Origin of the sequence: Brevundimonas bacteroides DSM 4726, from assembly GCF_000701445.1 — a bacterium.
GTDB lineage: Bacteria > Pseudomonadota > Alphaproteobacteria > Caulobacterales > Caulobacteraceae > Brevundimonas > Brevundimonas bacteroides.
In genome coordinates this window covers 282,156-305,220 of record NZ_JNIX01000010.1, presented here as the reverse complement: position 1 = coordinate 305,220, position 23,065 = coordinate 282,156, and the positions used below count along the sequence as shown (strand labels likewise).

General features: G+C 67.3%; 23 protein-coding genes. 11 read left to right on the top strand and 12 right to left on the bottom strand.

The features are described 5' to 3' along the window. Positions 1-7 precede the first annotated feature (7 nt). From Q333_RS0111055 to Q333_RS0111045, 3 genes are all read left to right on the top strand, one after another. Entirely contained in the window at positions 8-1,225 is a 1,218-nt protein-coding gene (locus Q333_RS0111055) for an NAD(P)/FAD-dependent oxidoreductase (RefSeq protein WP_029416962.1), read from the top strand. Between the two features lie 75 nt (positions 1,226-1,300). Continuing rightward, the gene (locus tag Q333_RS0111050) at positions 1,301-3,127 is read left to right on the top strand and encodes a DUF885 domain-containing protein (protein WP_029416961.1); all 1,827 of its coding nucleotides are present in this window, start codon (positions 1,301-1,303) and stop codon (positions 3,125-3,127) included. 19 nt (positions 3,128-3,146) lie between these two features. Further along, entirely contained in the window at positions 3,147-4,943 is a 1,797-nt protein-coding gene (locus tag Q333_RS0111045; protein ID WP_029416960.1) for a DUF885 domain-containing protein, read from the top strand. Here Q333_RS0111045 and Q333_RS0111040 read toward each other — a convergent pair. Continuing rightward, complete coding sequence (locus Q333_RS0111040) at positions 4,940-5,239, bottom strand: ArsR/SmtB family transcription factor (RefSeq protein WP_211249708.1); 300 nt, start codon at positions 5,237-5,239, stop codon at positions 4,940-4,942. The two genes, Q333_RS0111045 and Q333_RS0111040, sit on opposite strands and share 4 nt — an antisense overlap. Positions 5,240-5,353: 114 nt before the next feature. Between Q333_RS0111040 and Q333_RS0111035 the strand changes: the two genes are divergently transcribed. Then, the gene (locus tag Q333_RS0111035; RefSeq protein WP_029416958.1) at positions 5,354-6,112 is read left to right on the top strand and encodes an SDR family oxidoreductase; all 759 of its coding nucleotides are present in this window, start codon (positions 5,354-5,356) and stop codon (positions 6,110-6,112) included. Here Q333_RS0111035 and Q333_RS0111030 read toward each other — a convergent pair. From Q333_RS0111030 to Q333_RS17985, 3 genes are read right to left on the bottom strand one after another with little or no spacing between them, the layout of a single operon-like run. Then, positions 6,109-7,011, bottom strand: coding sequence for an NAD(P)/FAD-dependent oxidoreductase (locus tag Q333_RS0111030; protein WP_029416957.1), 903 nt, complete (start codon positions 7,009-7,011; stop codon positions 6,109-6,111). The genes Q333_RS0111035 and Q333_RS0111030 overlap by 4 nt on opposite strands. After that, positions 7,008-7,220, bottom strand: coding sequence for a hypervirulence associated TUDOR domain-containing protein (locus Q333_RS0111025; protein WP_029416956.1), 213 nt, complete (start codon positions 7,218-7,220; stop codon positions 7,008-7,010). The genes Q333_RS0111030 and Q333_RS0111025 overlap by 4 nt, the downstream gene beginning before the upstream one ends. Positions 7,221-7,222: 2 nt before the next feature. Beyond that, positions 7,223-7,351, bottom strand: coding sequence for a hypothetical protein (locus Q333_RS17985; protein ID WP_281173720.1), 129 nt, complete (start codon positions 7,349-7,351; stop codon positions 7,223-7,225). Positions 7,352-7,543: 192 nt separating this feature from the next. Here Q333_RS17985 and Q333_RS0111015 point away from each other — a divergent pair, with 192 nt between their 5' ends. The 3 genes from Q333_RS0111015 to Q333_RS0111005 all read left to right on the top strand — a co-directional run bounded on the left by Q333_RS0111015 (position 7,544) and on the right by Q333_RS0111005 (position 10,017). Next, positions 7,544-8,764 carry an NADP-dependent isocitrate dehydrogenase gene (locus Q333_RS0111015; RefSeq protein ID WP_029416955.1) on the top strand — a complete coding sequence of 407 codons (1,221 nt, stop codon included), beginning with the start codon at positions 7,544-7,546 and terminating at the stop codon, positions 8,762-8,764. Between the two features lie 117 nt (positions 8,765-8,881). Beyond that, positions 8,882-9,466, top strand: a complete 585-nt coding sequence (locus Q333_RS0111010) for a DUF2939 domain-containing protein (RefSeq protein ID WP_029416953.1) — start codon at positions 8,882-8,884, stop codon at positions 9,464-9,466. Continuing rightward, on the top strand, positions 9,463-10,017 hold the full coding sequence (locus Q333_RS0111005; protein WP_029416951.1) for a DUF2939 domain-containing protein: 555 nt from the start codon (positions 9,463-9,465) through the stop codon (positions 10,015-10,017). The genes Q333_RS0111010 and Q333_RS0111005 overlap by 4 nt, the downstream gene beginning before the upstream one ends. On the opposite strand, the gene Q333_RS0111000 is transcribed toward Q333_RS0111005, so the two are convergent. The 3 genes from Q333_RS0111000 to Q333_RS0110990 all read right to left on the bottom strand — a co-directional run bounded on the left by Q333_RS0111000 (position 10,008) and on the right by Q333_RS0110990 (position 14,986). After that, positions 10,008-11,789: a DUF885 domain-containing protein gene (locus Q333_RS0111000; protein ID WP_029416949.1), complete on the bottom strand. Its 1,782-nt coding sequence runs from the start codon at positions 11,787-11,789 to the stop codon at positions 10,008-10,010. The two genes, Q333_RS0111005 and Q333_RS0111000, sit on opposite strands and share 10 nt — an antisense overlap. Positions 11,790-12,025: 236 nt before the next feature. Next, positions 12,026-14,671, bottom strand: coding sequence for an alanine--tRNA ligase (gene alaS / locus Q333_RS0110995; protein WP_029416948.1), 2,646 nt, complete (start codon positions 14,669-14,671; stop codon positions 12,026-12,028). Between the two features lie 87 nt (positions 14,672-14,758). Further along, positions 14,759-14,986 carry a hypothetical protein gene (locus Q333_RS0110990; RefSeq protein WP_051651268.1) on the bottom strand — a complete coding sequence of 76 codons (228 nt, stop codon included), beginning with the start codon at positions 14,984-14,986 and terminating at the stop codon, positions 14,759-14,761. Between the two features lie 93 nt (positions 14,987-15,079). Here Q333_RS0110990 and Q333_RS0110985 point away from each other — a divergent pair, with 93 nt between their 5' ends. Beyond that, the gene (locus Q333_RS0110985) at positions 15,080-15,445 is read left to right on the top strand and encodes a thiol-disulfide oxidoreductase DCC family protein (RefSeq protein ID WP_029416988.1); all 366 of its coding nucleotides are present in this window, start codon (positions 15,080-15,082) and stop codon (positions 15,443-15,445) included. After that, positions 15,442-16,650 (top strand): FAD-binding domain-containing protein, encoded by a 1,209-nt coding sequence (locus Q333_RS0110980; protein WP_245591539.1) that lies wholly within the window; start codon positions 15,442-15,444, stop codon positions 16,648-16,650. Before Q333_RS0110985 ends, Q333_RS0110980 begins: the two co-directional genes overlap by 4 nt. A 157-nt stretch (positions 16,651-16,807) precedes the next feature. Here Q333_RS0110980 and recA read toward each other — a convergent pair whose 3' ends face one another. After that, positions 16,808-17,890: a recombinase RecA gene (gene recA, locus Q333_RS0110975; RefSeq protein WP_029416943.1), complete on the bottom strand. Its 1,083-nt coding sequence runs from the start codon at positions 17,888-17,890 to the stop codon at positions 16,808-16,810. A 202-nt stretch (positions 17,891-18,092) separates the two neighbouring features. Between recA and Q333_RS0110970 the strand changes: the two genes are divergently transcribed. Then, positions 18,093-19,088, top strand: coding sequence for an IS1595 family transposase (locus Q333_RS0110970; protein WP_029416941.1), 996 nt, complete (start codon positions 18,093-18,095; stop codon positions 19,086-19,088). A gap of 203 nt (positions 19,089-19,291) precedes the next feature. Here Q333_RS0110970 and Q333_RS17650 read toward each other — a convergent pair whose 3' ends face one another. Further along, complete coding sequence (locus tag Q333_RS17650; RefSeq protein WP_157072443.1) at positions 19,292-19,945, bottom strand: DUF3800 domain-containing protein; 654 nt, start codon at positions 19,943-19,945, stop codon at positions 19,292-19,294. Positions 19,946-20,278: 333 nt separating this feature from the next. Beyond that, complete coding sequence (locus tag Q333_RS0110960) at positions 20,279-20,515, bottom strand: hypothetical protein (protein ID WP_029416940.1); 237 nt, start codon at positions 20,513-20,515, stop codon at positions 20,279-20,281. 199 nt (positions 20,516-20,714) lie between these two features. Between Q333_RS0110960 and Q333_RS0110955 the strand changes: the two genes are divergently transcribed. Beyond that, the gene (locus Q333_RS0110955) at positions 20,715-21,254 is read left to right on the top strand and encodes a hypothetical protein (protein ID WP_029416939.1); all 540 of its coding nucleotides are present in this window, start codon (positions 20,715-20,717) and stop codon (positions 21,252-21,254) included. Positions 21,255-21,348: 94 nt separating this feature from the next. Here Q333_RS0110955 and Q333_RS0110950 read toward each other — a convergent pair whose 3' ends face one another. Both Q333_RS0110950 and Q333_RS0110945 read right to left on the bottom strand, forming a co-directional pair. Beyond that, a complete protein-coding gene (locus Q333_RS0110950; RefSeq protein WP_051651267.1) occupies positions 21,349-22,161 on the bottom strand; it encodes a DUF4344 domain-containing metallopeptidase in 813 nt (270 codons plus the stop codon). An 83-nt stretch (positions 22,162-22,244) separates the two neighbouring features. After that, complete coding sequence (locus Q333_RS0110945) at positions 22,245-23,021, bottom strand: DUF1223 domain-containing protein (protein WP_029416937.1); 777 nt, start codon at positions 23,019-23,021, stop codon at positions 22,245-22,247. Between the last annotated feature and the right edge of the window lie 44 nt (positions 23,022-23,065).

Here is a 23,065-nt window from a genome sequence, read left to right as displayed (position 1 = left end):
GACAGACATGAGCAAGGAACGGGTCGTCATCGCGGGGGCCGGGCACGCCGGCGGAACCGTCGCGGCGATGCTGCGCCAGTATGGGTTCGAAGGCTCGATCGTCCTGATCGGCGAGGAGCCGATCGCGCCGTATCAGCGGCCGCCCCTATCCAAGGCCTGGCTGAAGGGCGAGGCGGACGCCGAGAGCCTGATGCTGCGGCCCGAGAGCTGGTATGCGGAAGGCCAGGTCGATCTGCGCCTGTCGACGCGGGTCGAGGCCATCGACCGGGCGGCGCGGACCGTGACGCTGTCGGACGGGTCCAGCCTTCCCTACGACAATCTGGTGCTGGCGACCGGAGCGCGGGCGCGGCGGCTGCCGGTGCCCGGCGCGGACGCGGACCATGTCGGCGTGCTGAGGAGCGCGGCCGACGCCGAGTGGCTGAAGCATCGGCTGGGGCCGGGGCGGCGGCTGGCGGTGATCGGCGGGGGCTATGTCGGGCTGGAGGCGGCGGCCTCGGCGCGGGCGCTAGGGGCCGAGGCCGTGATCGTGGAACGCGAGGCGCGGGTGCTGGCGCGGGTCGCCGGGCCGGTGCTGTCGGACTACTTCCAGAGCCGCCACGAGGCGCGCGGCGTGTCGTTTGAGCTGTCGGCCGAGGTGACGGCCATCGAGCCGAATGGCGTGCGGCTGGCGGACGGGCGGCTGATCGCGGCGGACACGGTTCTGGTCGGGATCGGGGCGTATGCGGACACGGAGTTGGCGCAGGCGGCGGGGCTGGAGTGCGCGGACGGTGTGGTGGTCGATCTGGACGCGCGCACGAGCGACCCGGCGATCTTCGCCGTGGGCGACATGACGCATCGGCCGTTGCCGCTCTATGGCCGGAGCGCGCGGCTGGAGAGCGTGCCGAGCGCCCTGGAGCAGGCGAAGCAGGCGGCCTCGGCCATCTGCGGTCGCCCGCGCCCGGCCGACGAGGTGCCGTGGTTCTGGTCGGACCAGTATGAGCTGAAGCTGCAGATCGCGGGGCTGGCCTGGGACTGCGACACGCTCGTGGAGCGCGGCGACGGGGCGGCGGACAGCTTCGCCCTGTTCCATCTGAAGGACGGGGTGGTGCGGGCGGTCGAGGCGGTCAACGCCGCGCCGGAGTTCATGGGTGGGCGCCAGCTGATCGGGCGGCAGATCGCGGTTGATCCGACGCGGCTGGCGGATGCATCCGTGCCGATGAAGGCTCTGCTGGCGGGCCAGGGCTGACCGTTTTTCGAACGGGCCTTGCTCCGCTCCCGGACTTGATGGCCAATGCGGCCAACCTGTTTTCGGAGACCCGCCATGATCGACCGCCGCCGCCTTCTTTTGACCGCCGCCGCAGGCGCGGGGCTTGCCGCAGCCGGCCAGGCCATCGCCGCTCCCATGCAGTCGGGAGCCGGGGCCCAGCTGCGGGCGGTGATGGACAAGATCGTCTCCGAGACCCTGATGACGTCGCCCGAGCTTTTGACCCAGCTCGGTTTCGATCGCGGACCGAACGCGGCCATGAAGGCGCGGCTGGATGACCGGTCGCAGGTCAAGGTGCTGGCAGACCGCGAGACCTTCCGGGGTCACATGACCGAGCTCAAGGCCGTGGATCGCGCCGGACTGACCGCCGAGGAGGCCGTCTGGTACGATTCGCTGGAGTATTTCGGCGACACGGCGGTCAGTGGCTACCAGTTCCCCTATGGCGGCGGCGGGTTCGGACCTTCGCCCTATACGGTCAGCCAGCTGACGGGATCGTATCAGTCCATCCCGGACTTCCTCGACAGCGTCCACTCGATCGACACTGCGGAAGACGCCGAGGCCTATCTGAGCCGGGTCGCGGCCTTCGCCACGGCGCTGGATCAGGAAACCGAGCGGATGGGGCTGGACTTCGCGGCCGGGGCCGTGCCGCCCGACTTCGTCATCGCCAAGACGCTGACGCAGATGCAGAATCTGATGGCCAACGGGGCCTCGGGCACGACGCTGGTCCAGTCGGTGGTCCGGCGCACGGGCGAGAAGTCGATCCCGGGCGAATGGGGCAGCCGCGCCGAGGCCATCGTCAACGACGCGGTCTTCCCCGCGCTGAACCGCCAGGCAGAGGCGCTGCGCGCCGTGCAGGCCGGAGCGACGCATGACGCGGGCGTGTGGCGTCTGCCCGACGGCGAGGCCTTCTACCGCTATGGCATCCAGAGCTACACCACGACCAACCTGTCGGGCGACGAGATCCACGAGATCGGGCTGCAGCAACTGGCCGAGCTGTCGGCGCGCGCCGACGTCCTGCTGCGCGCGCAGGGCCTGACGCAGGGGTCGGTGGGGGCGCGCATCGCCGCGCTGGGCGACGACCCGCAATACCTCTATCCGAACACGGACGAGGCCAAGGAGCAGCTGCTGGCGGACCTCAACGCCCAGATGGCCGACATGGCGCGCCGCCTGCCGGAGTACTTCGGACGCATCCCGCAGTCGGGCGTGGAGATCCGGCGCGTGCCGGTGGCGATCGAGGCGGGCGCTCCGGGCGGCTACTACAACGCGCCGGCGCTGGATGGGTCGCGGCCGGGCGCCTACTACATCAACTTGAGGGACACGGCGGAGTGGCCGAAGTTCCAGCTGCCGACCCTGACCTATCACGAGGCGGCGCCGGGCCATCACCACCAGATCGCCCTGGCGCAGGAGCGGCAGAACGTGCCGCTCCTGATGAAGGTGCTGGGCTTCTCGGCCTATTCGGAGGGCTGGGCGCTGTATGCCGAGCAGCTGGCCGACGAGATGGGGGTCTATGAGAACGATCCGGTCGGCCGGATCGGCTATTTGCAGTCGCTGATGTTCCGGGCGACTCGGCTGGTGGTCGACAGCGGCATGCACGCCAAGCGCTGGAGCCGCGAGGAGGCCATCCGCTTCATGGTCGATGCGCTGGGCGATGCCGAGAGCGCGGTGACGACCGAGATCGAACGCTACTGCGTCTGGCCGGGCCAGGCCTGCTCCTACAAGCTGGGCCACATCAAGTGGGTCGAACTGCGGGCCAATGCGCAGCGGGCTCTGGGCGACCGCTTCGACATCAGGGCCTTCCACGACGCGGGCATGAACACCGGCGGGGTGCCGCTGACCGTGCTGGAACGGGTCATGACGGAATGGACGGCGGCGCAGGCCGCCTGATCTGGACGGAGAAGCAGTCATGATCGATCGCCGTCGCCTGCTCGCCTCGGCCGCCGCCGGGGTGGGCCTCTCCGCCCTGCCGCAGGTCGCCGCCGCCCAGGTGACTGAGGACGTCCGGCTGGACGCCCTGCTGTCGCGCCAGTTCGAGGAGGACCTCGACAAGGGGCCGCAGGGGGCGACGTCGCTCGGGCTGGATGTCGGCGAGCGCGCCGGTCAGCGGGCGCGGCTGGATGACCGGTCCCTGGCGGGCAATGAGGTCGACCGGACGCGGGCCCGCCTGCGCCTGGCCGAGCTGCTGACCATCGACGCCGCGGCGCTCTCGGCCGAGGGGCGGCTGAGCTACGATATCCTGGGGTTCCAGCGCGAGGTGGCGGCCGACGCCGCGGGTTTCGACTGGCACACGGCGGACAGCTGGCGGCGCACGCCCTATGTCGTCAGCCAGATCAACGGCTCCTACGTCACCGTCCCGAGCTTCCTGGACACCACCCATCCGGTGAAGACGGCGGAGGACGCCGACGCCTTCATCGAGCGGCTGAGCCAGTTTCCGGCGGCTCTGGACGGCGACACGGAACGCAGCCGTCATCATGCGGGCCTCGGCGTGATTGCGCCCGACTTCATCCTCGACAAGACGATCCAGCAGCTGACGGCGCTGCGCGATCAGGCAGGTGCTGAGCAGGCGATGGTGCGCAGTCTGGCGCGCCGCATGGGCGAGGCGGGGCTGACGGGCGATCATGCGGCCCGCGCCGCCGCCCTGGTCGACGGGCCGGTGCGTCAGGCGCTGGACCGGCAGATCGAGGAAATGCGTCGCCAGCGGGCAGTTGCCACCCACGATGCGGGGATCGGCCGTTTGCCGGATGGCCCGGCCTACTACGCGCTCAATCTGAAGGCCTATACGACCACGGCGTCTTCGGCCGACGAGATCCACCGGCTGGGGCTGGAGCAGGTCGCCGAGATCCAGGCCGAGGCGGACGCCCTGCTGAAGGCCGAGGGCTACAGCCAGGGGTCGGTGGCCGAGCGGATGGCGGCGCTGCGGGTCGAGCCGCGCTTCGTCTGGCCGAACACCGACGCGGGCCGGGCCGAACTGCTGGCCTACGTCAACGTCGAGATGAACCGGATCCGCGACCGCATGCCCGAGGTCTTCGCGCGTGTGCCGACCAGCGAATTCCTGGTCCAGCGCATCCCGCCCGCGATCGAGGCCGGCGCGCCCGGCGGCTACGCCCAGGGCGGCAGCCTGGATGGCACACGGCCCGGCATCTACTTCATCAACCTGAAGGACACGGCCGACTGGCCGCGCTGGACGCTGAAGACCCTGACGTATCACGAGGCGGCGCCGGGGCATCTGTTCGAGGGCGCTCTGGCGCTCCAGTCCGGCGACCTGCCGCTGTATCGCAAGACGGTAGGCTTCAGCGCCTATGGCGAGGGGTGGGGGCTGTATGCCGAGCGGCTGGCCGACGAGCTGGGGCTCTATGCGGACGATCCGTTCGGCAGGATCGGCTATCTGGAGAGCTTCCTGTTCCGGGCGTGCCGGCTGGTGGTCGACACCGGGCTGCACTCCAAGGGATGGAGCCGCGAACAGGCCGTCCGCTACATGGCCGAGAACGTCGGCGATCCGAACGAGCCGGAGATCGACCGCTACTGCTCCGCGCCGGGCCAGGCCTGCTCCTACAAGATGGGCGAGATCGCCATCACGGCCCTGCGCGAGGAGATGCGGGCGAGGCCGGGCTTCGACCTGAAACGGTTCCATTCGGCCGTTCTGGACGGCGGGCGCATGCCTTTGACGGTGCTGGAACGCCGGGTGCGGGCAGCCTTCGCCTAGCGCTTCAGGATCACGTCGAGCAGGCCGGGGAAGCGCGCCTCGATGTCCTCGGTGCGCGGATAGTTGATCAGCGACTTGCCGCGCCGCTCCGACCGGATCAGCCCGGCCTCGCGCAGGACGCGCGTGTTGTGGCTGAGCGTCGAGCGGGGCTGGGCGGCGCAGACCTCGCCGCAGGCGATGCCGTCGGTCGCCGCGATGGTGCGGAACATGGTCAGCCGCGCGGTGTCGCCCAGCGCGTGAAGCACGCGCTCGAGGCTCAGGCTCTCCACCGTTGGATGGGTCAGGGGTGGCATCACGGGAATGTGTGACCTGACCGGCCTCATTTCAATGATCCAATATTCTTGAAATGTTGGAGTGAGCGCCCATCTGGGTCCTCGCCGGGCTGATCCGGCGTCAAGGAGCATCAGGCCATGGGCCAGATTTCGAACAAGGTCGCGCTGGTCACCGGCGCCTCGCGCGGCATCGGGCGCGCCATCGCCGAGCGGCTGGCCGCCGACGGGGCGACGGTCGCCGTCCACTATGGAAACAGCGCCGACGCGGCGCGCGAGGTGGTCTCGGGCATCGAGGCGAAAGGCGGCAAGGCGTTCGCCGTTCAGGGTGATGTGCGCAAGGTCGACGGCATCTCGGCCCTGTTCGCGGCGGTCGACGCGGAGCTGGCCGGACGTGGCCTGTCGGGCCTCGACATTCTGGTCAACAACGCCGGCCTGGCGTCCTACGACGGCTTTGCCGAGACTTCGGAGGCGACGTTCGACGACCTGTTCGACACCAATGTGAAGGGCCTGTTCTTCGTGGCCCAGCACGCCCTGCCGCGCCTGAAGGAAAACGGTCGGATCATCAATCTCTCCTCGATCGTGGCGCGGACCTATTTCGCGGGCATCCCGGCCTATTCGGCGACCAAGGGGGCGGTGAACACCCTGACCAAGCACTGGGCGGCCGAGCTGGGCGCGCGCGGGATCACCGTCAACGCCGTGGCGCCCGGGGCCATCGAGACCGACATGAGCGCCTGGCTGAAGTCCGAAGAGGGCGCCCAGAACGCCTTCGCCATCCAGGCCCTGAAGCGGGTAGGACAACCGACCGACATCGCCTCGGTCGTGGCCTTCCTGGCCGGCCCTGACGGCGCCTGGGTCTCGGGCGAGATCATCGAGGCGGCGGGCGGCTCCAAGCTCTAGAGCGTCAGCCCATCCGCGCGGCGGAGCGCGTTGTGGATGTCGGTGGAGGCCACGGCGGCCTCGGCCGTCGCCACGGCGATCTGGTTCAGGCCTCTCACGACGTCCCCGGCGGCCCACAGGCCGGGGACGCTGGTGCGCTGGCGCAGGTCGACCTCCAGCCGGCCGTCCTCGGCGAGGCGGGCGCCGAGGGATCGGGCCAGCGCCGCGTTCGGTGTCGTGCCGAGCGCGGAATAGATCAGGTCGAATGCGCGGTCCTGGCCGTTCCAGCAGAAGGCGGTGACGCGGTCGCCCTCCAGCCGCACGGTTTCGATCGGCGTCTCGACCACGTCCACGCCCAGGTCGGCCAGCGCCGCGCGCTCTGTCAAGGCGTCTGGCGGTCCTGTGTGGATCAGGGTCACGCGGTCGGAGTAGGTGCGCAGGAAGGCGGCCTCCCGCGCGCCCATGTCGCTGTCGCCCAGAATGGCGACGGCCTTGTCGGTCGCCTCATAGCCGTCGCAGATCGGGCAGATGCGGACCAGAGCCCGCTCGATGGCGCGCTCGACGCCGGGCAGGGGCGGGTGGTGGTCGACGACCCCGGTGGCGAGCAGCACGGCGCGGGCTGTGACCTCAGCGTCTGACAGTCGCGCCGTGAACTGTGAGCGCTGTTGGAGAAGCTCCGTCACCCGTCCAGGCTCTATCGTCGCGCCATACTCCTCGGCCTGTTCGCGCATGCGGGCCAGGATGGCGTCGCCCGTGATGCCGGCGGGAAAGCCCGGCATGTTGTGGCTGACCGGGATCCAGCTGGCGCGCGGATCGCCGCCGTCGGCGACCAGCACCGAGCGGTGAAAACGCGCCAGATAGGTCGCGGCGGTCAGGCCGGCCGGACCGGCCCCGACCACCAGAACGTCGGCCTCGGTCAAGCCCTCCGCAGCTCCGAGGGTTTGTGCGCCGCCTCGGCTCCGGTCTTGGCGCTCTTCACCAGATACTCGGGATTGTCCTTGGACGCCGCGACCTTGTGGGTCTTGATCGTCGTCGGGCGGGTAAGCTTCCTCACCACCTTGCCTTCGGTCGTGCCCTGGCTGTGGTCCCACTTGACCTTGTCGCCGGCCTTGAAGGTCTTCTCCGCCATCGTCACCGCTCCTGCTGCTGCGTCTCGGACTGAGCGAGCACGCGCCGCATCAGTTCCGCGTCCAGCAGCGGCGGCATCTCGCAAAAGGCGATGATCCAGCGCTGGACCAGCGCCTCCATGTCCTCATCCATTCCCGCTCGTTTCTGGTCTCGAAAGCCCGTTCCACGCGGAAGAATGACCCAGACAGCGATCGGTTCAGCGTGACCGGCGGCGGCTTTTTCCGGGCACGGTTAACACAGCCGCCGCGACCCTTTGCCTCGCGCGCCCCCGGTCGCTATACCCGCCGCCACTTCCCGAGAACCGCTGCACAGGACGAGAGCCGCATGGCCAAGATCAAGGTCGCCAACCCCATCGTGGACATCGACGGCGACGAGATGACCCGGATCATCTGGCAGATGATCAAGGACAAGCTGGTCTTCCCGTTCCTGGACCTGGAGCTCGACTACTACGACCTGGGCATGGAGCACCGCGACGCCACCGACGACCAGGTGACGATCGACGCGGCCCACGCCATCCAGAAGCACGGCGTCGGCGTGAAGTGCGCCACCATCACCCCGGACGAGGCGCGGGTGAAGGAGTTCGGCCTCAAGAAGATGTGGAAGTCGCCGAACGGCACCATCCGCAACATCCTGGGCGGCGTGGTCTTCCGCGAGCCGATCATTTGCCGGAACGTGCCGCGCCTCGTGCCCGGCTGGACCCAGCCGATCGTCGTCGGCCGTCATGCCTTCGGGGACCAGTACAAGGCCACCGACTTCCTGATGCCGGGCGCCGGCACTCTGTCGATCAAGTTCGTCGGCGACGACGGCCAGGTGATCGAGCACGAGGTGTTCAAGTCGCCGTCGGCGGGCGTCGCCATGGGCATGTACAATCTGGACGACTCGATCCGCGACTTCGCGCGCGCCTCGTTCGGCTATGGGCTGGCGCGCGGCTATCCGGTCTATCTGTCGACGAAGAACACGATCCTGAAAGCCTATGACGGCCGCTTCAAGGACATCTTCCAGGAGGTGTTCGACGCCGAATACGCCGCCGAGTTCAAGGCCAAGGGCCTGACCTATGAGCACCGCCTGATCGACGACATGGTGGCCGCGGCCATCAAGTGGTCCGGCGGCTTCGTCTGGGCGTGCAAGAACTACGACGGCGACGTGCAGTCCGACGTGGTGGCGCAAGGGTTCGGCTCGCTGGGCCTGATGACCTCGGTCCTGATGACGCCGGACGGCAAGGTGCTGGAGACCGAGGCCGCGCACGGCACCGTGACCCGCCACTATCGCCAGCATCAGAAGGGCGAGGCCACCTCGACCAACTCCATCGCCTCGATCTTCGCCTGGACGCGCGGCTTCAAGCACCGCGCCAAGCTGGACGGCAACGCCGAGCTGGACACCTTCGCCGACACCCTGGAGCGGGTGGTGGTCGAGACCGTCGAGGCGGGCCACATGACCAAGGACCTGGCCCTGCTGGTCGGCGATCAGCAGGGCTGGCTGTCGACGGAGGGCTTCCTCGACAAGGTGGCGGAGAACCTGAGGAAGGAACTGCCGAACGTCGGCTGATCGAACGACGATCGAAACTTTTGGACCCCGCCGGAGCCTCCCCGGCGGGGTTTCGTTTGAGCCCTGCTCCGGTCCGTGCATTGATGCGGACTGCACCGGAGGAGGGGAGACCACCGCGTGAAACGGATCATCGGCAACCTGCTGCTGTTCGGCCTCGTCGTGGCGGTCGTCAGCTTCTTCGTGGCCCCGGCTGTGGCGTTTTTCGGCATCCGCTCGGCGGCGCAGGCCGACGATGTGGCGAGCCTGCAAAGGCTGATCGACTACGGCGCGGTGCGCCAGTCACTGCGGCCGCAGCTGTCGGGTCGGGCGGAGACCCTGACGCCTGCGCCGTCGTTCATGGAAGACCCGATCGGAGCCGTGCGCCGCCAGTTCGAGGTGGCGGCCGCCCCGGCGGGCCCGGACCCTGACGCCTTCCTGACGCCCGATGCGCTGGATGGCCTGATGCGGGGACAGGGGCGCTACGCCATCGTGCAGTCGGCGGCGACCATGCCCGAAGACGCCGAACCCGCGCCCCTGCCCGGTCCGAAGTACTGGGGGATCAACCTGGCGCGGCTGGCCGTGACCGATGAAGGCGGGTCGGAGACGATCTTCACCTTCGAGCGGCGCGGGCCCTTCGAATGGAAGCTGGTGCACATCGGACTGCCGGATGGGCCAACCCCGGCCGCGCCGGTTCAGGCTCCGGCGGCGGGAGCCAAGAAATGAAGGGCTGGGTTCGCGGGCTCTTGATCATGTCGGCCATAGCGGTGGCCGTCGCCTATCTGGCCATGCCGGTCCTAACGGTGCGGGCCCTGGTGCGCGCGGCGGAGACCGGCGACGAGGCGGCGCTGGAGCGGCTGGTGGATTTTCCGGCATTCCGAGAGAGCCTGAAGGAGCAGTTGACCGGCCGCCTGATGGCCGAGATGCGGCAGGACGAGCGAACGGACGACAGCGCCCTGGCTGGCCTGGGAATGCTGTTCGGACCGATGGTGATCGACGGGGCCGTGGATATGCTGGTCACGCCGGAGGCCATTTCGGCCATGGTCGAGACGGCCGAAGCCCCCGATCCGGCGGACGCGGTCACGCCGTCAGAGCCTGCATCCGAGGACGGCGAGATCCGCAAGAGCTACGCCTATCGCGACCTCAACACCTTCGTGCTGGGCCTGACCGATCCGGAGCGGCCGGATGGGACGCTGAAGCTTCTGCTCAAGCGCGACGGGCCGTTCGGCTGGAAGCTGGCGGGTGTTGAGTTGCCGGCGGCCCCGGCTCAGGGCTGAGCCGCGATCCACGCGTCCATGCGCTGGTCCAGCAAATCCAGCGGCAGCGGCCCGTCGACCAGCAGTGCGTCGTGGAAGTCGCGCACGTTGAACCGCTCGCCCAGCGCCTGTTCCGCCCGGGTGCGAATGGCGCGCAGGCGGATTTCGCCGATCTTGTAAGCGAGCGCCTGCCCCGGCCAGCCGACATAGCGTTGCAGCTCGGTCTCGATGTTGTGCGGAGCCAGCGCCGAGTTCTCGGCGAAGCAGCGACGCGCCTCGCCGACCGTCCAGCCCATCCAGTGCATGCCGGTGTCGGCGACCAGACGGCACGCCCGCCACATCTCATACGACAGGCGGCCGAAGCGTTCCTCCGGCGTGCGATAGAAGCCCATCTCCTCGCCCAGGAACTCGGCGTACAGGCCCCAGCCCTCGGTGAAGGCGGTGACGTCGACGGTGCGGCGGAAGTAGGGGCCCTGCTCGGCCTCCTGCTGCAGCGCGATCTGGAGGTGATGGCCGGGCACGGCCTCGTGCAGCGTCAGGGCGGGCAGCTCATACAGCGGCCGCTGGTCAAGCCGCCCGGTGTTGACGATGTAGCCGCCCGGCACCCCGTCGGCGAGCGAGCCGCCGTTGTAGCGGCCGGTGGTGTAGGTCGCCTCGATGGCCTCGGGTACGGGACGGACGTTGTAGGTCAGGCGCGGCAGGGTGCGGAACAGGGCCGGCAGGCCACCGTCGGCCCGCTTGGACATTTCCGACGCCTTCTCCAGCAGCTCCTCGCGCGACGTCGCATAGAAGCGGGGTTCGGTGCGCAGGTGGTTCAGGAAACCGGCGAAGTCGCCGGTCCAGCCGGCCGCGCGCATCTCCGTGTCCATGCGGGCGCGGATGCGGGCGACTTCATCCAGACCGATCTGGTGGATCTGGTCCGGCGTCAGGTCGGTGGTGGTGTAGCGCCGCGCTTCGAAGGCGTAGAAGTCGCGCCCGCCGGGGCGGCTGCCGATGCCCACCTCTGGTCGGGCGGCGGGGAGGTATTCAGTCTCGATGAAGCGGAGCCATTCCTGGCGGCGCTGCGCGATTTCGCCGTTCACGATGGCCCAGGCCGCGACCCGGATCAGCTCCCAGTCGCTCTCGGAAATCGCTGAGGGCCGGGTCTCCGTCGGCTTCAGGAGGGGGTCGGTCTCCTGGGTGAAGGCGACCTCATTGCGGAGCGACACCAGGAAGCTCTCGACCACGGACGTCGGCTGGGTGAAGCCGGTCTCCAGCCCGCGGCGGGCGTTTGCGAGGGCAGCGTCGTAGTAGCCCGCGAAGGCGGCGAGTCGCGACAGCCAGGCCTGGGCCTCCGCCGCGTTCGTGATCCGCGTCACCGAGGCAATGTAGCTGGCGGATTGGCCGGGGCCACCTTCGGAATCGAAGGCGAGGCGGCCGGAATCGTAGCGGATCACCTCGATCGACCGGTCCAGATCGTGAATCAGGAAGTCGCGGTTCAGGCGGTCGTCGGATGACAGGCCGTCTGTCGGAATCGCCTGGGCGCGGGCGCGGAAGGCCTCCAGCACCGGTTGGCGGGCCAGTTCGGCCTCTCGCGAGATGTCGGGCAGTCGGCCCTTGGCGGCGATGTCGCCTTCCTGTCCGGCGCTGATCGGGTCGCGGGCCTTCAGATAGGCCTCGTAGTCGGTCAGTAGGGCGGCGAGCTCGGCGTGGGTGGCGGGCCGGGCGGCCTCGGTCGCGGACTGGGCGAAGGCCGCAGGCGCGGTCGAACAGAGAAGCGCGGCGACGAGACCGGCGTAGGCGAGACGATGCATGGGGCCCCCTTTGAGCGAGGGCCGCATGGGGACTGAACGGACGTTCAGCGTCAATGCTTACGTGTCCTTTCTCCCCTTGCGGGAGAAGGTGGCCGGTCAGGGCCGGATGAGGGGTGAAACGCAGTTGGCGCAGATAGGGAATGAAGCCGGTGTCCCAACGGGACCGTCGCCTATCACCCCTCATCCGCCCTCGCTGCGCTCGGCCACCTTCTCCCGCAAGGGGAGAAGGGATTGGCCTATCCTGCCAGAGCCGCCCGTACCGCCGCGAGACCCGCCTCGGCCTTCGTTCCGTCCGGAGCCCCGCCCTGGGCGAAGTCCGGCTTGCCGCCCGCACCTTGGCCGCCCATCGCAAGGACGGCGGCGCGGGCCAGGTCGGCGGCGTTGACCGTGCCGGTCATGTCGGAGGTCACGGCCACGGTGACGGCGGCCTTGCCGTCGGTGACGCCGATCAAGGCGACGACGCCCGAGCCGACCTGTTTGCGGAAATCCTCGGCCACGCCGCGCAGGCCCTTGCCGTCCACGCCGTCGAGCACGCGGGCGATCAGCTTGACGCCGTTGATCTCCTCCGGCGCCGCGTTTCCGCCCGAGCCGCCGCCGAGCGCCAGCTGCTTCTTCAGGTCGGCGACCTGCTTCTCCAGCGTGCGGACGTTGGTCGAAAGGGCGTCGACGCGGGCCGGGACGTCGGCGGGCTGGACCTTGAAGCCCTGGGCCAGCTTGCGGGCAATGCCGGCCTGGCCCTCCAGATAAAGGCGCGCGGCCTCTCCGGTCAGGGCCTCGACGCGGCGGACGCCGGCGGCGATGCCGGTCTCGGACACGATCTTGAACAGGGCGATGTCGCCGGTGCGGGCCACGTGGGTGCCGCCGCACAGTTCGACCGAATAGGCCTTGTCGTCGACAAGCGACTTGCCGAGCGTCAGCACGCGGACCTCGTCGCCGTACTTCTCGCCGAACAGGGCGACAGCCCCTGCCTCGATCGCGGCCTGCGGCGCCATGAGTTTGGTCTCCGCCGGAATGTTCTGGCGGATGATGGCGTTCACCTCGGCCTCGATGCGGGCCAGCTCGTCCTCGGTCACGGGGGCGTTGTGGCTGAAGTCGAAGCGCATGCGCTCGGCGTCGACCAGCTGGCCCTTCTGGGCGACGTGGGCCCCCAGAACGTTCTTCAGCGCGGCGTGCACCAGGTGGGCGGCGGAGTGGTTGGCCCGGGTCGTCAGGCGGGCGTCGGCGTCCACGTGCAGGCTGGCGCGGTCGCCGATGGACAGGGCCCCTTCCAGCACCTCGAGGGTATGGGCATAGAGGTCGCCGGTGGGCTTCTGTACGTCATGGATGCGGCCGCGACCGGTCGGCCATTCGACCTCGCCCTTGTCGCCGGCCTGACCGCCGCCCTCGCCATAGAAGGGGGTCTGGTCGAACAGGACCTCGACCGTATCGCCGGCCTGGGCCCCATCGACCTGGGCCCCGTCCTTAAGGATGGCGAGCACTTCGCCCGCCCCGTCCACCGCGTCGTAGCCGGTGAAGACCGTCGGCCCCAGCCGGTCCTTGAGCGCCAGCCATTCGCCGGCCGAAGCCGTCTGGCCCGAGCCCTTCCAGTTGGCCTTGCCCCGGGTCTTCTGCTCTTCCATCGCCGCGTCGAAGCCGTCCGTGTCGACGGTGAAGCCGCGACGGCGCGCCTCGTCCTGGGTCAGGTCCAGCGGGAAGCCATAGGTGTCATAAAGGCTGAAGGCCGTCCGGCCGGGGATGACGCCGCCCGGTGCCAGATCGCGCGTGGCATCTTCCAGCAGGCCCATGCCGCGACCCAGTGTGGTGCGGAAACGGATCTCTTCCTGCTTCATCGTGTCCTCGACAGAGGCCTGCGCACGCTTCAGCTCCGGATAGGCCTCGCCCATCTCGGCGACGAGCGTCGGCACGAGGCGGTGCATCAGGGGATCGGTCGCGCCCAGCAGGTGGGCGTGGCGCATGGCCCGGCGCATGATCCGGCGCAGCACATAGCCCCGGCCCTCATTGGACGGAGTGACCCCGTCCGCGATCAGGAAGGACGAGGACCGCAGGTGGTCGGCGATCACCCGGTGGCTGGGCGCCATCTCGCCGTTCGGATCGGTCGAGGTCGCCTCGGCAGAAGCCTGGATCAGCGTCTGGAACAGGTCGGTGTCGAACACCGAGTTCTTGCCCTGGAGCACGGAGGCGATGCGCTCCAGCCCCATGCCGGTGTCGACGCTGGGTTTGGGAAGGTTGCGAACGATCTCGTCGTTCTCCTTCTCGAACTGCATGAAGACGTTGTTCCAGATCTCCACATAGCGGTCGCCGTCCTCGTCCGGCGAACCCGGAGGGCCGCCGGGGACGTGGTCGCCGTAGTCCCAGAAGATTTCGGTGCAGGGGCCGCAGGGGCCGCTGTCGCCCATGGCCCAGAAGTTGTCCGAGCCCGCGATGCGAATGATCTTGTCGTCGGAGAAGCCCGTGACCTTTTTCCAGATCGCGGCGGCCTCATCGTCTTCGATATAGACGGTGACCAAGAGGCGCTTGGGATCCAGCCCGAAGTCGCGCGTGACCAGGGTCCAGGCGCTCTCGATCGCGTGCTCCTTGAAGTAGTCCCCGAAGCTGAAGTTGCCCAGCATCTCGAAGAAGGTCAGGTGGCGGGCGGTGTAGCCGACGTTGTCCAGGTCGTTGTGCTTGCCGCCGGCGCGGACGCACTTCTGTGACGACGTAGCGCGCGGCGACGGCGGCTTGGCGGCGCCGGTGAAGTAGTCCTTGAACGGCACCATGCCCGCGTTGACGAACATCAGCGTCGGGTCGTTCTGCGGCACCAGGGGCGCGGAGTGGATCTTCTGGTGTCCGTCGGCCTCGAAGAAGTTGAGGAAGGTCGAGCGGATGTCGTTCAGGCTGGCCATGAGGTGAGGACGCGCGTCGGGAGGATGGGGAAACCGCGCCTCATATAGGGTTTCCGCCGCGAACGCATCACCTTGGCGGGACGCCGGTCAGGCGGCGTCGGTGCCCTCCTCGTCAGCGTCCTCGTCGAAGGCGTCTGCGGACGCGTCGTCGTCGGAGAGCAGGGCGTCGAGGCCGTCGATGATGGCGTCGATCTGCTCGGGCGTGGCGGACAGCGCCAGCGAGCCTCCGCCGTCGCCCTCGACCTCGATCAGATAGCCGTCGGGGGTCTCCGACAGGGTAAACTGGCTCAGCGCCTGGATCTGGGTGTCGGCCATGGGAAGCTCCTCGGTTGGGAGAGGGTCAACCGGCGGCGCGCGCAGACGTTCCGTCGCAGCGCCTGTGTCGGGAAGGCGGCGTAGAACCGGATCATGGCCAAGGTCGAAGTCTGGTTCGATGGCGATTGCCCGCTGTGCCGGCGCGAGATCGCGCTGATGCGGCGGCTGGATCGGCGCGGAGCGATCAGGTTCCAAAACGTGGCGCGCGGCGACGGCGTCTGTCCGATCGACCGCGCGGAGCTGCTGGCGCGGTTCCATGCGCGCGAGGACGGGCGGATGCTGGCGGGAGCTGAAGCGTTCGCGGCCATGTGGCGGGCCATTCCGGTTCTGAGGCCGTTGGGCCTGCTGGTCCGGAACCGCGCGGTGCTGGCGATCTTGGAGCGGTTCTATCTGGCCTTCCTGAAGGTGCGGCCCCGGTTGCAGGGATGGCTGAGGGGTCGCGAGGGAGCGGCGGCGTGAGCGAGGTCTGGACGCCGACGCGGGCGGCGGGGCTGGATCGGATAGCGGCGTTTCAGCCGCGCATGGGCCGGGCCTATGCCGCCGTGCGGAACACGGATTTCGGGCCGGGTCGGCAGGAGGCGGTTTCGCAGTTGTCGCCCTGGGTGCGGCGCCGGCTGGTGACCGAGGAGGAGCTGGCGCGCGCCGCGCTGGAGGCGCACGGGCCGCGGGCGGCTGAGAAGTTCGTTCAGGAGGTGATCTGGCGGACCTACTGGAAGGGCTGGCTGGAGATGCGGCCCGAGGTCTGGACGCGGTATGTCGCTGAGCGGGACGCGGCGCTGGCGAAGGTCGAGGCGAATGCGGGGTTGAGGACGGCGCTGACGCAGGCTGTCGAGGGGCGGACGGGCATTGAGGGCTTCGACGACTGGGCGCGCGAACTGGTCGAGATCGGCTGGCTGCACAATCACGCGCGGATGTGGTTCGCCTCGATCTGGATCTTCACGCTCAGGCTGCCGTGGACGCTGGGGGCGGACTTTTTCCTGCGGCACCTGATGGACGGCGATCCGGCGTCCAACACCCTGTCCTGGCGCTGGGTCGCGGGGCTGCAGACGCAGGGCAAGACCTATCTGGCGACGGCGTCGAACATCGAGCAGTTCACTGAGGGGCGGTTCCGGCCCAGTGGACTGGCCAAGGTGGCCGAGCCTCTATCGGAGGCTCCGATCCCAGCGGCGCGGGCCCTGCCGTCGGCGGCCGGTCAGACGCCGGACGGGCCGCAGCTGTTGCTGATCACGGCAGAGGACCTGTCACCTGAAAGCCTGATCGGGCCGTGGGAGATGGCTGGCGTAGTCTTGGCATCGGAGCCGGGAACGGCGACGTCGGGCGAGGTGGCTCGGGTGTTTTTGGGCGGGGCGATGGACGACGCGGCGGCGCGGGCCGAGGCACGGTATCGCCAACCGGTACAGCGACTGCCGGGTTTGGAGCCGGAGGCGCTGATCGCGGCGGCGCAAGCGGCCGGGGTCACGGCGATCGTGACGTCCTATGCGCCGGTCGGGCCGACGGCGGAGGCTCTGGCGCGGGCACGTCCCGTGCTGGCGGCGCAGGGGATGGAGCTGGTTCAGGTCCGGCGGGACTGGGACGAGGCGATGTGGCCGCTCGCGACCAAGGGGTTCTTTCCGTTCAAGGAGAAGGCGCCGACCGTGCTGCGGATGCTCGGTCTGCCTGCCTGACAGAAAAAGCCCGTCCGGACGAACCGGACGGGCGGCTCCTCCCGGCCCGATCCCCGCGGGGGTCGGCGGCGGGTCGCAGGGACCAGCCGGGCGGAGTGTTCGGATGAAATGTGCACTCCGAAAAGCGGAGTGCACATCGGGCACTATCTGTAGGGGATCAGCCCTCCAGGTCCTGCCCTTCGTCGGGCTCGGGCGTGCCCAGGAGCTCCTCGGCGATCTTGTTCGACGAGCCCCGCACCGCCTTTTCGATTTCGGCGGCGATGTCCGGATTGGCCTTGAGGAAGGCGCGCACATTCTCGCGGCCCTGACCGATGCGCGTGGAGTCGTAGGAGAACCACGATCCCGACTTCTCGATCACCCCGGCCTTGACGCCCAGGTCGATGACCTCGCCCAGCTTGGAGATGCCCTCGCCGTACATGATGTCGAAGATGACTTCGCGGAACGGCGGAGCGACCTTGTTCTTGACCACCTTGACGCGGGTGGTGTTGCCGACGACCTCGTCGCGGTCCTTGATCGCGCCGGTGCGGCGGATGTCCAGACGCACCGAGGCGTAGAACTTCAGCGCATTGCCGCCCGTGGTCGTCTCAGGGCTGCCGTACATCACCCCGATCTTGTGCCGGATCTGGTTGATGAAGAGCACGATGCACTGGCTCTTGTTGATGGAGGCGGTGAGCTTGCGCAGCGCCTGGGACATCAGACGCGCCTGAAGGCCCGGCAGGCTGTCGCCCATCTCGCCCTCGATCTCGGCGCGCGGCGTCAGCGCGGCGACCGAATCGACCACGACGATGTCCACCGCGCCCGAGCGCACGAGCGTATCCACGATCTCGAGCGCCTGCTCGCCGGTGTCGGGCTGGGACACCAGAAGGTCGTCCAGGTTCACGCCCAGCTTCTGGGCATAGGTCGGATCCAGCGCGTGCTCGGCGTCGACGAAGGCGGCGGTGCCGCCCGACTTCTGGATCTCGGCCACGGTGTGCAGCGCCAGCGTCGTCTTGCCCGAGCTTTCCGGGCCGAACACCTCGATCACCCGTCCGCGCGGCAGGCCGCCGATGCCGAGCGCCATGTCCAGACCCAGCGAGCCGGTCGAGACCGAGGGGATGACCTCGGCCACCCCGCCCTTGCCCAGCTTCATCACCGAGCCCTTGCCGAAGGCGCGGTCGATCTGTGCGATCGCCGCCTCCAGCGCGCGCTGCTTGTCGCCGTCTTCCTTGCCCACCAGTTTCAATGCCGCCTGCGATGCCACCTTGCCACTCTCCCTTGCCATGATTCCCAAATCAGTCCGGAGGGAGAGGCCCGCCTTCGGCGCAATCGCCGTGACCCGCTCCCGATGAACCGCACTATGTGCACGGTTTGTTCCGGTTGGCAATTTGTTCTTTTCGGGCGGCGTATGTATATTTGACAAACCCACCTGTTCTGGTAGGGTGAGCGGGTAAGGAGATTTGCCCGTGTCCGTCCTGTCGAAGCCCTACTTTCACGATGAAGCCGCCGCCTTCGCTTTCGTTGAGCGGATCATCTGGAACGGCGAGCCGGTGTGCCCGCATTGCGGCGTCGTGGGCCGGGCCTATGCCCTGAAGGCCGTTCGGTCGAAGCCCTCGAAGAAGAACCCGGAAGGCGTCGTCCGGCACGGCCTGAAGAAGTGCGGCGCTTGCCGTGCGCAGTTCACCGTTCGGATCGGCACCATCTTCGAGGAAAGCCACCTGCCCCTGCATAAGTGGCTTCAGGCGATCTATCTGATGTGTTCCTCGAAGAAGGGCATCAGCGCCAAGCAGCTAGAGCGCACCCTGGAGGTCACCTACAAAACCGCGTGGTTCCTCGGTCACCGCATCCGCGAGGCCATGCGCGACACCGCCATGACCCCGATGGGCGGCGAGGGCATGACCCTCGAAGTGGACGAGACCTTCCTCGGTCGCCAAGCCACCATCTTTGTCAGCGGTAAGGGCTGGCAACAGCGTCGTGGCACTGGCGACATGCGCAAGATCGTGACCCTCGTTGAGCGTGGCGGTCGCGCCCGCTCGGTCCACGTGCCCTCGCTGCGCAAAGAGGACATCGTAGCGGTCATGGCCCATGCTGACCGCGCGTCGGTCCTCAACACCGATCAGGCCCAGCACTACCGCCGGATCGGCACCGAGTTCGCCGCTCACGAAACCGTCGATCATGGCCGGGACGAATACGTCCGCTACGACGGCGACGTTGTGACCACTACCAACACCATCGAAGGCTACTTCAGCATCTTCAAGCGCGGCATGAAGGGCATCTACCAGCATTGCTCGGAGAAGCACCTTCAGCGGTATCTGGCGGAGTTCGACTTCCGCTACAGCAACCGCTCTGCGCTCGGTTGCGAGGATGAAGAGCGGGCGGCTCGCGCCTTGGCGGGCATCGTTGGCAAACGCCTCACCTATCGAGGGGGAACTAACCGCCGGACCGAAGCCGCCAGCGCGTAAGCAAAAAGCGCGGTCGCGGTGGCGAACCAAACGAAAAAAGATTCGCTTTTCAAAGACCTAGCCGCACGATACTAGGTCGTTGAGACTATTGACAATTTGCGCAATTCTGCGCACATAGAGCGGCGCGGCCCTTGCTTGGTGATAAACGCCCCTGGGCGTTTCGAATGATAGCCAAGATCGCCGATATGGCGGGCCGCGCGCAATCAATAATAGTGCTTTCGCCCATGCCCCCAGAGTTCGTATTCGTACGTTAACTTCTTCTGGATGGTGGCTATCGGCCCCAAATCTCGACGCTCCCACTTCCTCATAACGGCCCACGCACAATAGTCGGCGGCTTGAAGACACGGGTCCGCAAGTGCTGGCCGGAAGTCAACGGCCCAGTCGGTGTGGGCCGCACCTTGGTTCACCACGTCCTTCAGGGAAGACGTATAGCTGTTGCGCTCTTTTTTGGTCCCAATAGAAGCGGCGGTGACAAGCAATCGATCTCCATTCTTCAAATGGGGCGCTAGGCCGTTCTTGAAATGATAGAACCATGGGATCTTGTAGAAACGAGCCTTTGTTGAACGCACTTGCGGCTCGGCCTTGGACTTCTCGCAGATCGTGGCCTGGAACGTGAAGTCGCATTCTGCGAGAACATTATAGACGCGGTTGCGAACGGGGACGGAATCTGTTGTTGCGTGGAAGCAGTCGCCCACTTCAACACCCTCGCGAACAAGGTCGTGACGCAGTGCGGTAAGTCGGGAACCCACTTCGAGCGAGGAAGTGGCCAACGTGCAGATGATGAAGAACCGGCTTACATTGGGTTCCCGGTTGAAGGTGAAGTCACCCGCCTCGTCGGAAAATAGGTATCGATCCATGGCCGATAATGACCACGCCAACAGTCAAGCTGACAAGTTTCGCGCGATTGCTCGCGAGCTAGAATGCGACGAGGACGAAGCCGCCTTCGAGGACAAGGTGCGGAAGGTGGCTAAGCCCGGAAAGCCCTCGGAGCCCCAGGTTGACGAAAACTGATCTCTGGCGATGGGTTCGCCCGTCATGGGCGCGGCTCTACAGCCTTGTTCTCTCTGCGCCCGCCGTGTGGGCGCTCTGGTTTTTGGTTCTGGAGGGCAACCGCAACAAGGTTGTTATCGCCCTCGCCAGTGGCCTGTGGCTGTTCTTCGTTTTGCGGACGTGGTTCTGGTACGAGCGACCTAGGTCTGCTCGCCCCTGACTTCCGACAAGGCCTGATAAAGCCGAACTGCGGCGTCTGCCGAGACGACCTTCGCGAGCACGTTCAGGCCGTCATCGGCTTCGTCCCTCTCATACAGATAGTAGCCAAGCGGATTGCCGCCGCGTCCGTCGCCTGTAGCGAGTTCTTCGTTTGTGAGCGGGCTAATGCAAAGCGAACGGCGATTCCCGAGCGTCATGCTAAAGTAGTAATCGCTCATTGATTCTCACCCCGAGGTTACAGACGTGGCACCGATCCCGCCGCCTACGCCCCAGAAGGCCCACAAAGACCCACGGATATCAGTCAACAAACTTGCCGAGTATCTTGCCACGAATAAGGCGTCTAGGCGAGAAAGAATACTTCGCGACGCGAAGTTTCCGCCGACGTTCCAAGTGATCCGATACGAGCCGACTCTTGATATGGCGCGCCGGTTCTTGTCAGGGAAAATCGCCAATACGCAGTCCCTACAGGTCGAGATTGCCGAGTATGAAGCAAGCTTGGCGTCAAACGACTTTGAAGAGCGAATGAAGAAGTCAAACGTGGAGGCGATGAACCTCTTCGTTTCGTTGGCTCCGACCCTCGATATCCACGACATGAAGATCACCATCGGCGAGCACGCCCCACCCAAGCTCACGTTGGCCGACGTTGCGGTCAGCGTCCGCCCCGACGTGCTGGTAACCATAAGCAAGAAAGGTGCCAAGCAGTCCGGCGCGATCAAGCTCAACATCTCGAAGGGCTCGCCGCATACCAAGGACTCTGCCGAATATGCGGGCGCCCTCCTGCGCCACTACCTCGCAACCCAGGGCCATGACGATTGCGACTACCGGTGCTGCTTCACTCTCGACGTGTTCTCGAAGAAGTTCGTTGAGGCCCCGAAGGCGATCACGAACCGCCTGAAAGACGCAGAAGCAGCCTGTGCGGAGATCGCCCGCCAGTGGGACTCTATCAAAGCCCCGTAAGTCGTCGCCGGGCTGGGTGTGTGAAAGATACATACGCCTTTCGGGCATGACGAACGATGCGTCCGAATTTGACGTATCGAATGGCGAGCTGGGCCTATTCCTTCAGGTGCGGCGCGAGGAGCGCATACCAGCTGGCGCTGAGCCGCTCGAATTCAGCCGGGCAGTATTCGGCGCGCTCGGGGGTCAGCCACTCTTCCTCGAGAAGATAGGCGTAGCCCTCGGGGTCCGACCCGTAAACGTGGCAAGCCAGCGCGTAGTAGCGTTGCTGGCTGAAGGAGTGGTCTCCTGCATACTCGCTGTCGTCGATCTCACCAGCCTGCGAGGGGTCGGTGTAGAAGCTGAGCGCTGCAGAGATGGTGGACGCCTCGCCTCCTTGCCCGTCGATGAGCCACCACGTCGCAAGACTGTCAGCTGTGTCTTCTTCGCGTCCGGTCACGGGGATGTCGAGGACGTCGACCAGCGCGTGGCCGACCTCATGGAAAACGGTCCAGTGGAAGGAGCCGGCGACCGCGTCCTCGATTTCCTGCTCTGTTTCGAAGTAGGCGGCGAACACCTCCCTCTCTCCGTCGAAGAGCTCGAGGCACATCTGGATCTCACGCTCGTCGGGGAGATAAAAGGCGTTGCTCTGACCGCATTCGGCGAAGCGGATGCCGATGTCGACCGGCAGGTTCAGGCTGGCGTTCAGGGCCTCGGCGATGTCCTCGAGCCAGCCCTCTTCCGACAGCTGGTTGGCGAGGTCGACGTATTCGTCGGTTTCAAGAAGCGCTTCGCGGACGACGAAGTCACCGAGATCCTCCCTCGTCGCAGACCCGGCCTGTGTGGCCTGACCGCAGGCCGCAAGAGCAAGGATGGCAGCGCAAGCGGCCGGAACGACACGACGGGCTCGCAGAGCAGGAACAACAGACATGGACCCCCCCCCAACTATGGCGGAGAGACCTATAGCCGCCGTCGCGCGGACGGCAACGCTTGCGGCCGCGTCGTCACGCCGCGTCAGGCCTTGGCCGCCCTCAGGATCGGCCCGCCGTCCGGCATCTGGACCAGAACGGCGGTGAGCAATCCGTCGCGCGTGGGCGCGGGCAGAGCCCAGCCCTGGGGCTGACCACCCGACCATTGGCCCAGCTTGACCAGTTCTCGCACCACCGACGCGTGGGGCAGGGTCCTGCCGGCGTTCTCACCGCGCGCGACGGGCACGGCGATGGGGTCGGGTTCATAGCGAACCAGCCAGACATCGGCCGGGGCGGATTGTGCCGGGCCGCCGGCCAGGCCGACGCCGCCGTTGCGGAAAGCGATCGAAGGCCCGGCGAGCACCAGATGGCTGTCGATCAGCCGTTCGATGTGCTCCATCTGGCGACCGACAGTGTGACTGCGTCCGTCGACAACCACTTGGGGCGTCCAGACGTTGTCGGTGCCCAGGCCCCGCTGATAGGCGCGCTGGCGAGCGGTGTACTCCGGCTTGGCGAAGGTGTCGGGCCAGCCGAGGTCGTCCCAGTAGGTGACGTTGAAGCTCAGCGTCAGCAGGTCGGGGCGGGACGAGAGGCGGACTAGATTGGCGTTGGCCGGCGGGCAGGCGTTGCAGCCCTGGCTGGTGAACAGTTCGACAACCGTCAGCTCGTCGGCGGGGGGAGGGGCAGGAACCCGGGCCTCGACCGGCTGGACGGTGGCGTGGCCAAACACAACGGCGGCAGCGACGAGGCCGATGGCACCCAACAGGCTAAGGCGGCGGCGGAGGTCGAAGCGCAGGGCGGCGGACTGGGCGGAGGCGCGCATGGGGCGATACCTTGGAGAGGACATGCCGCCCGCTTCGCCGGGCA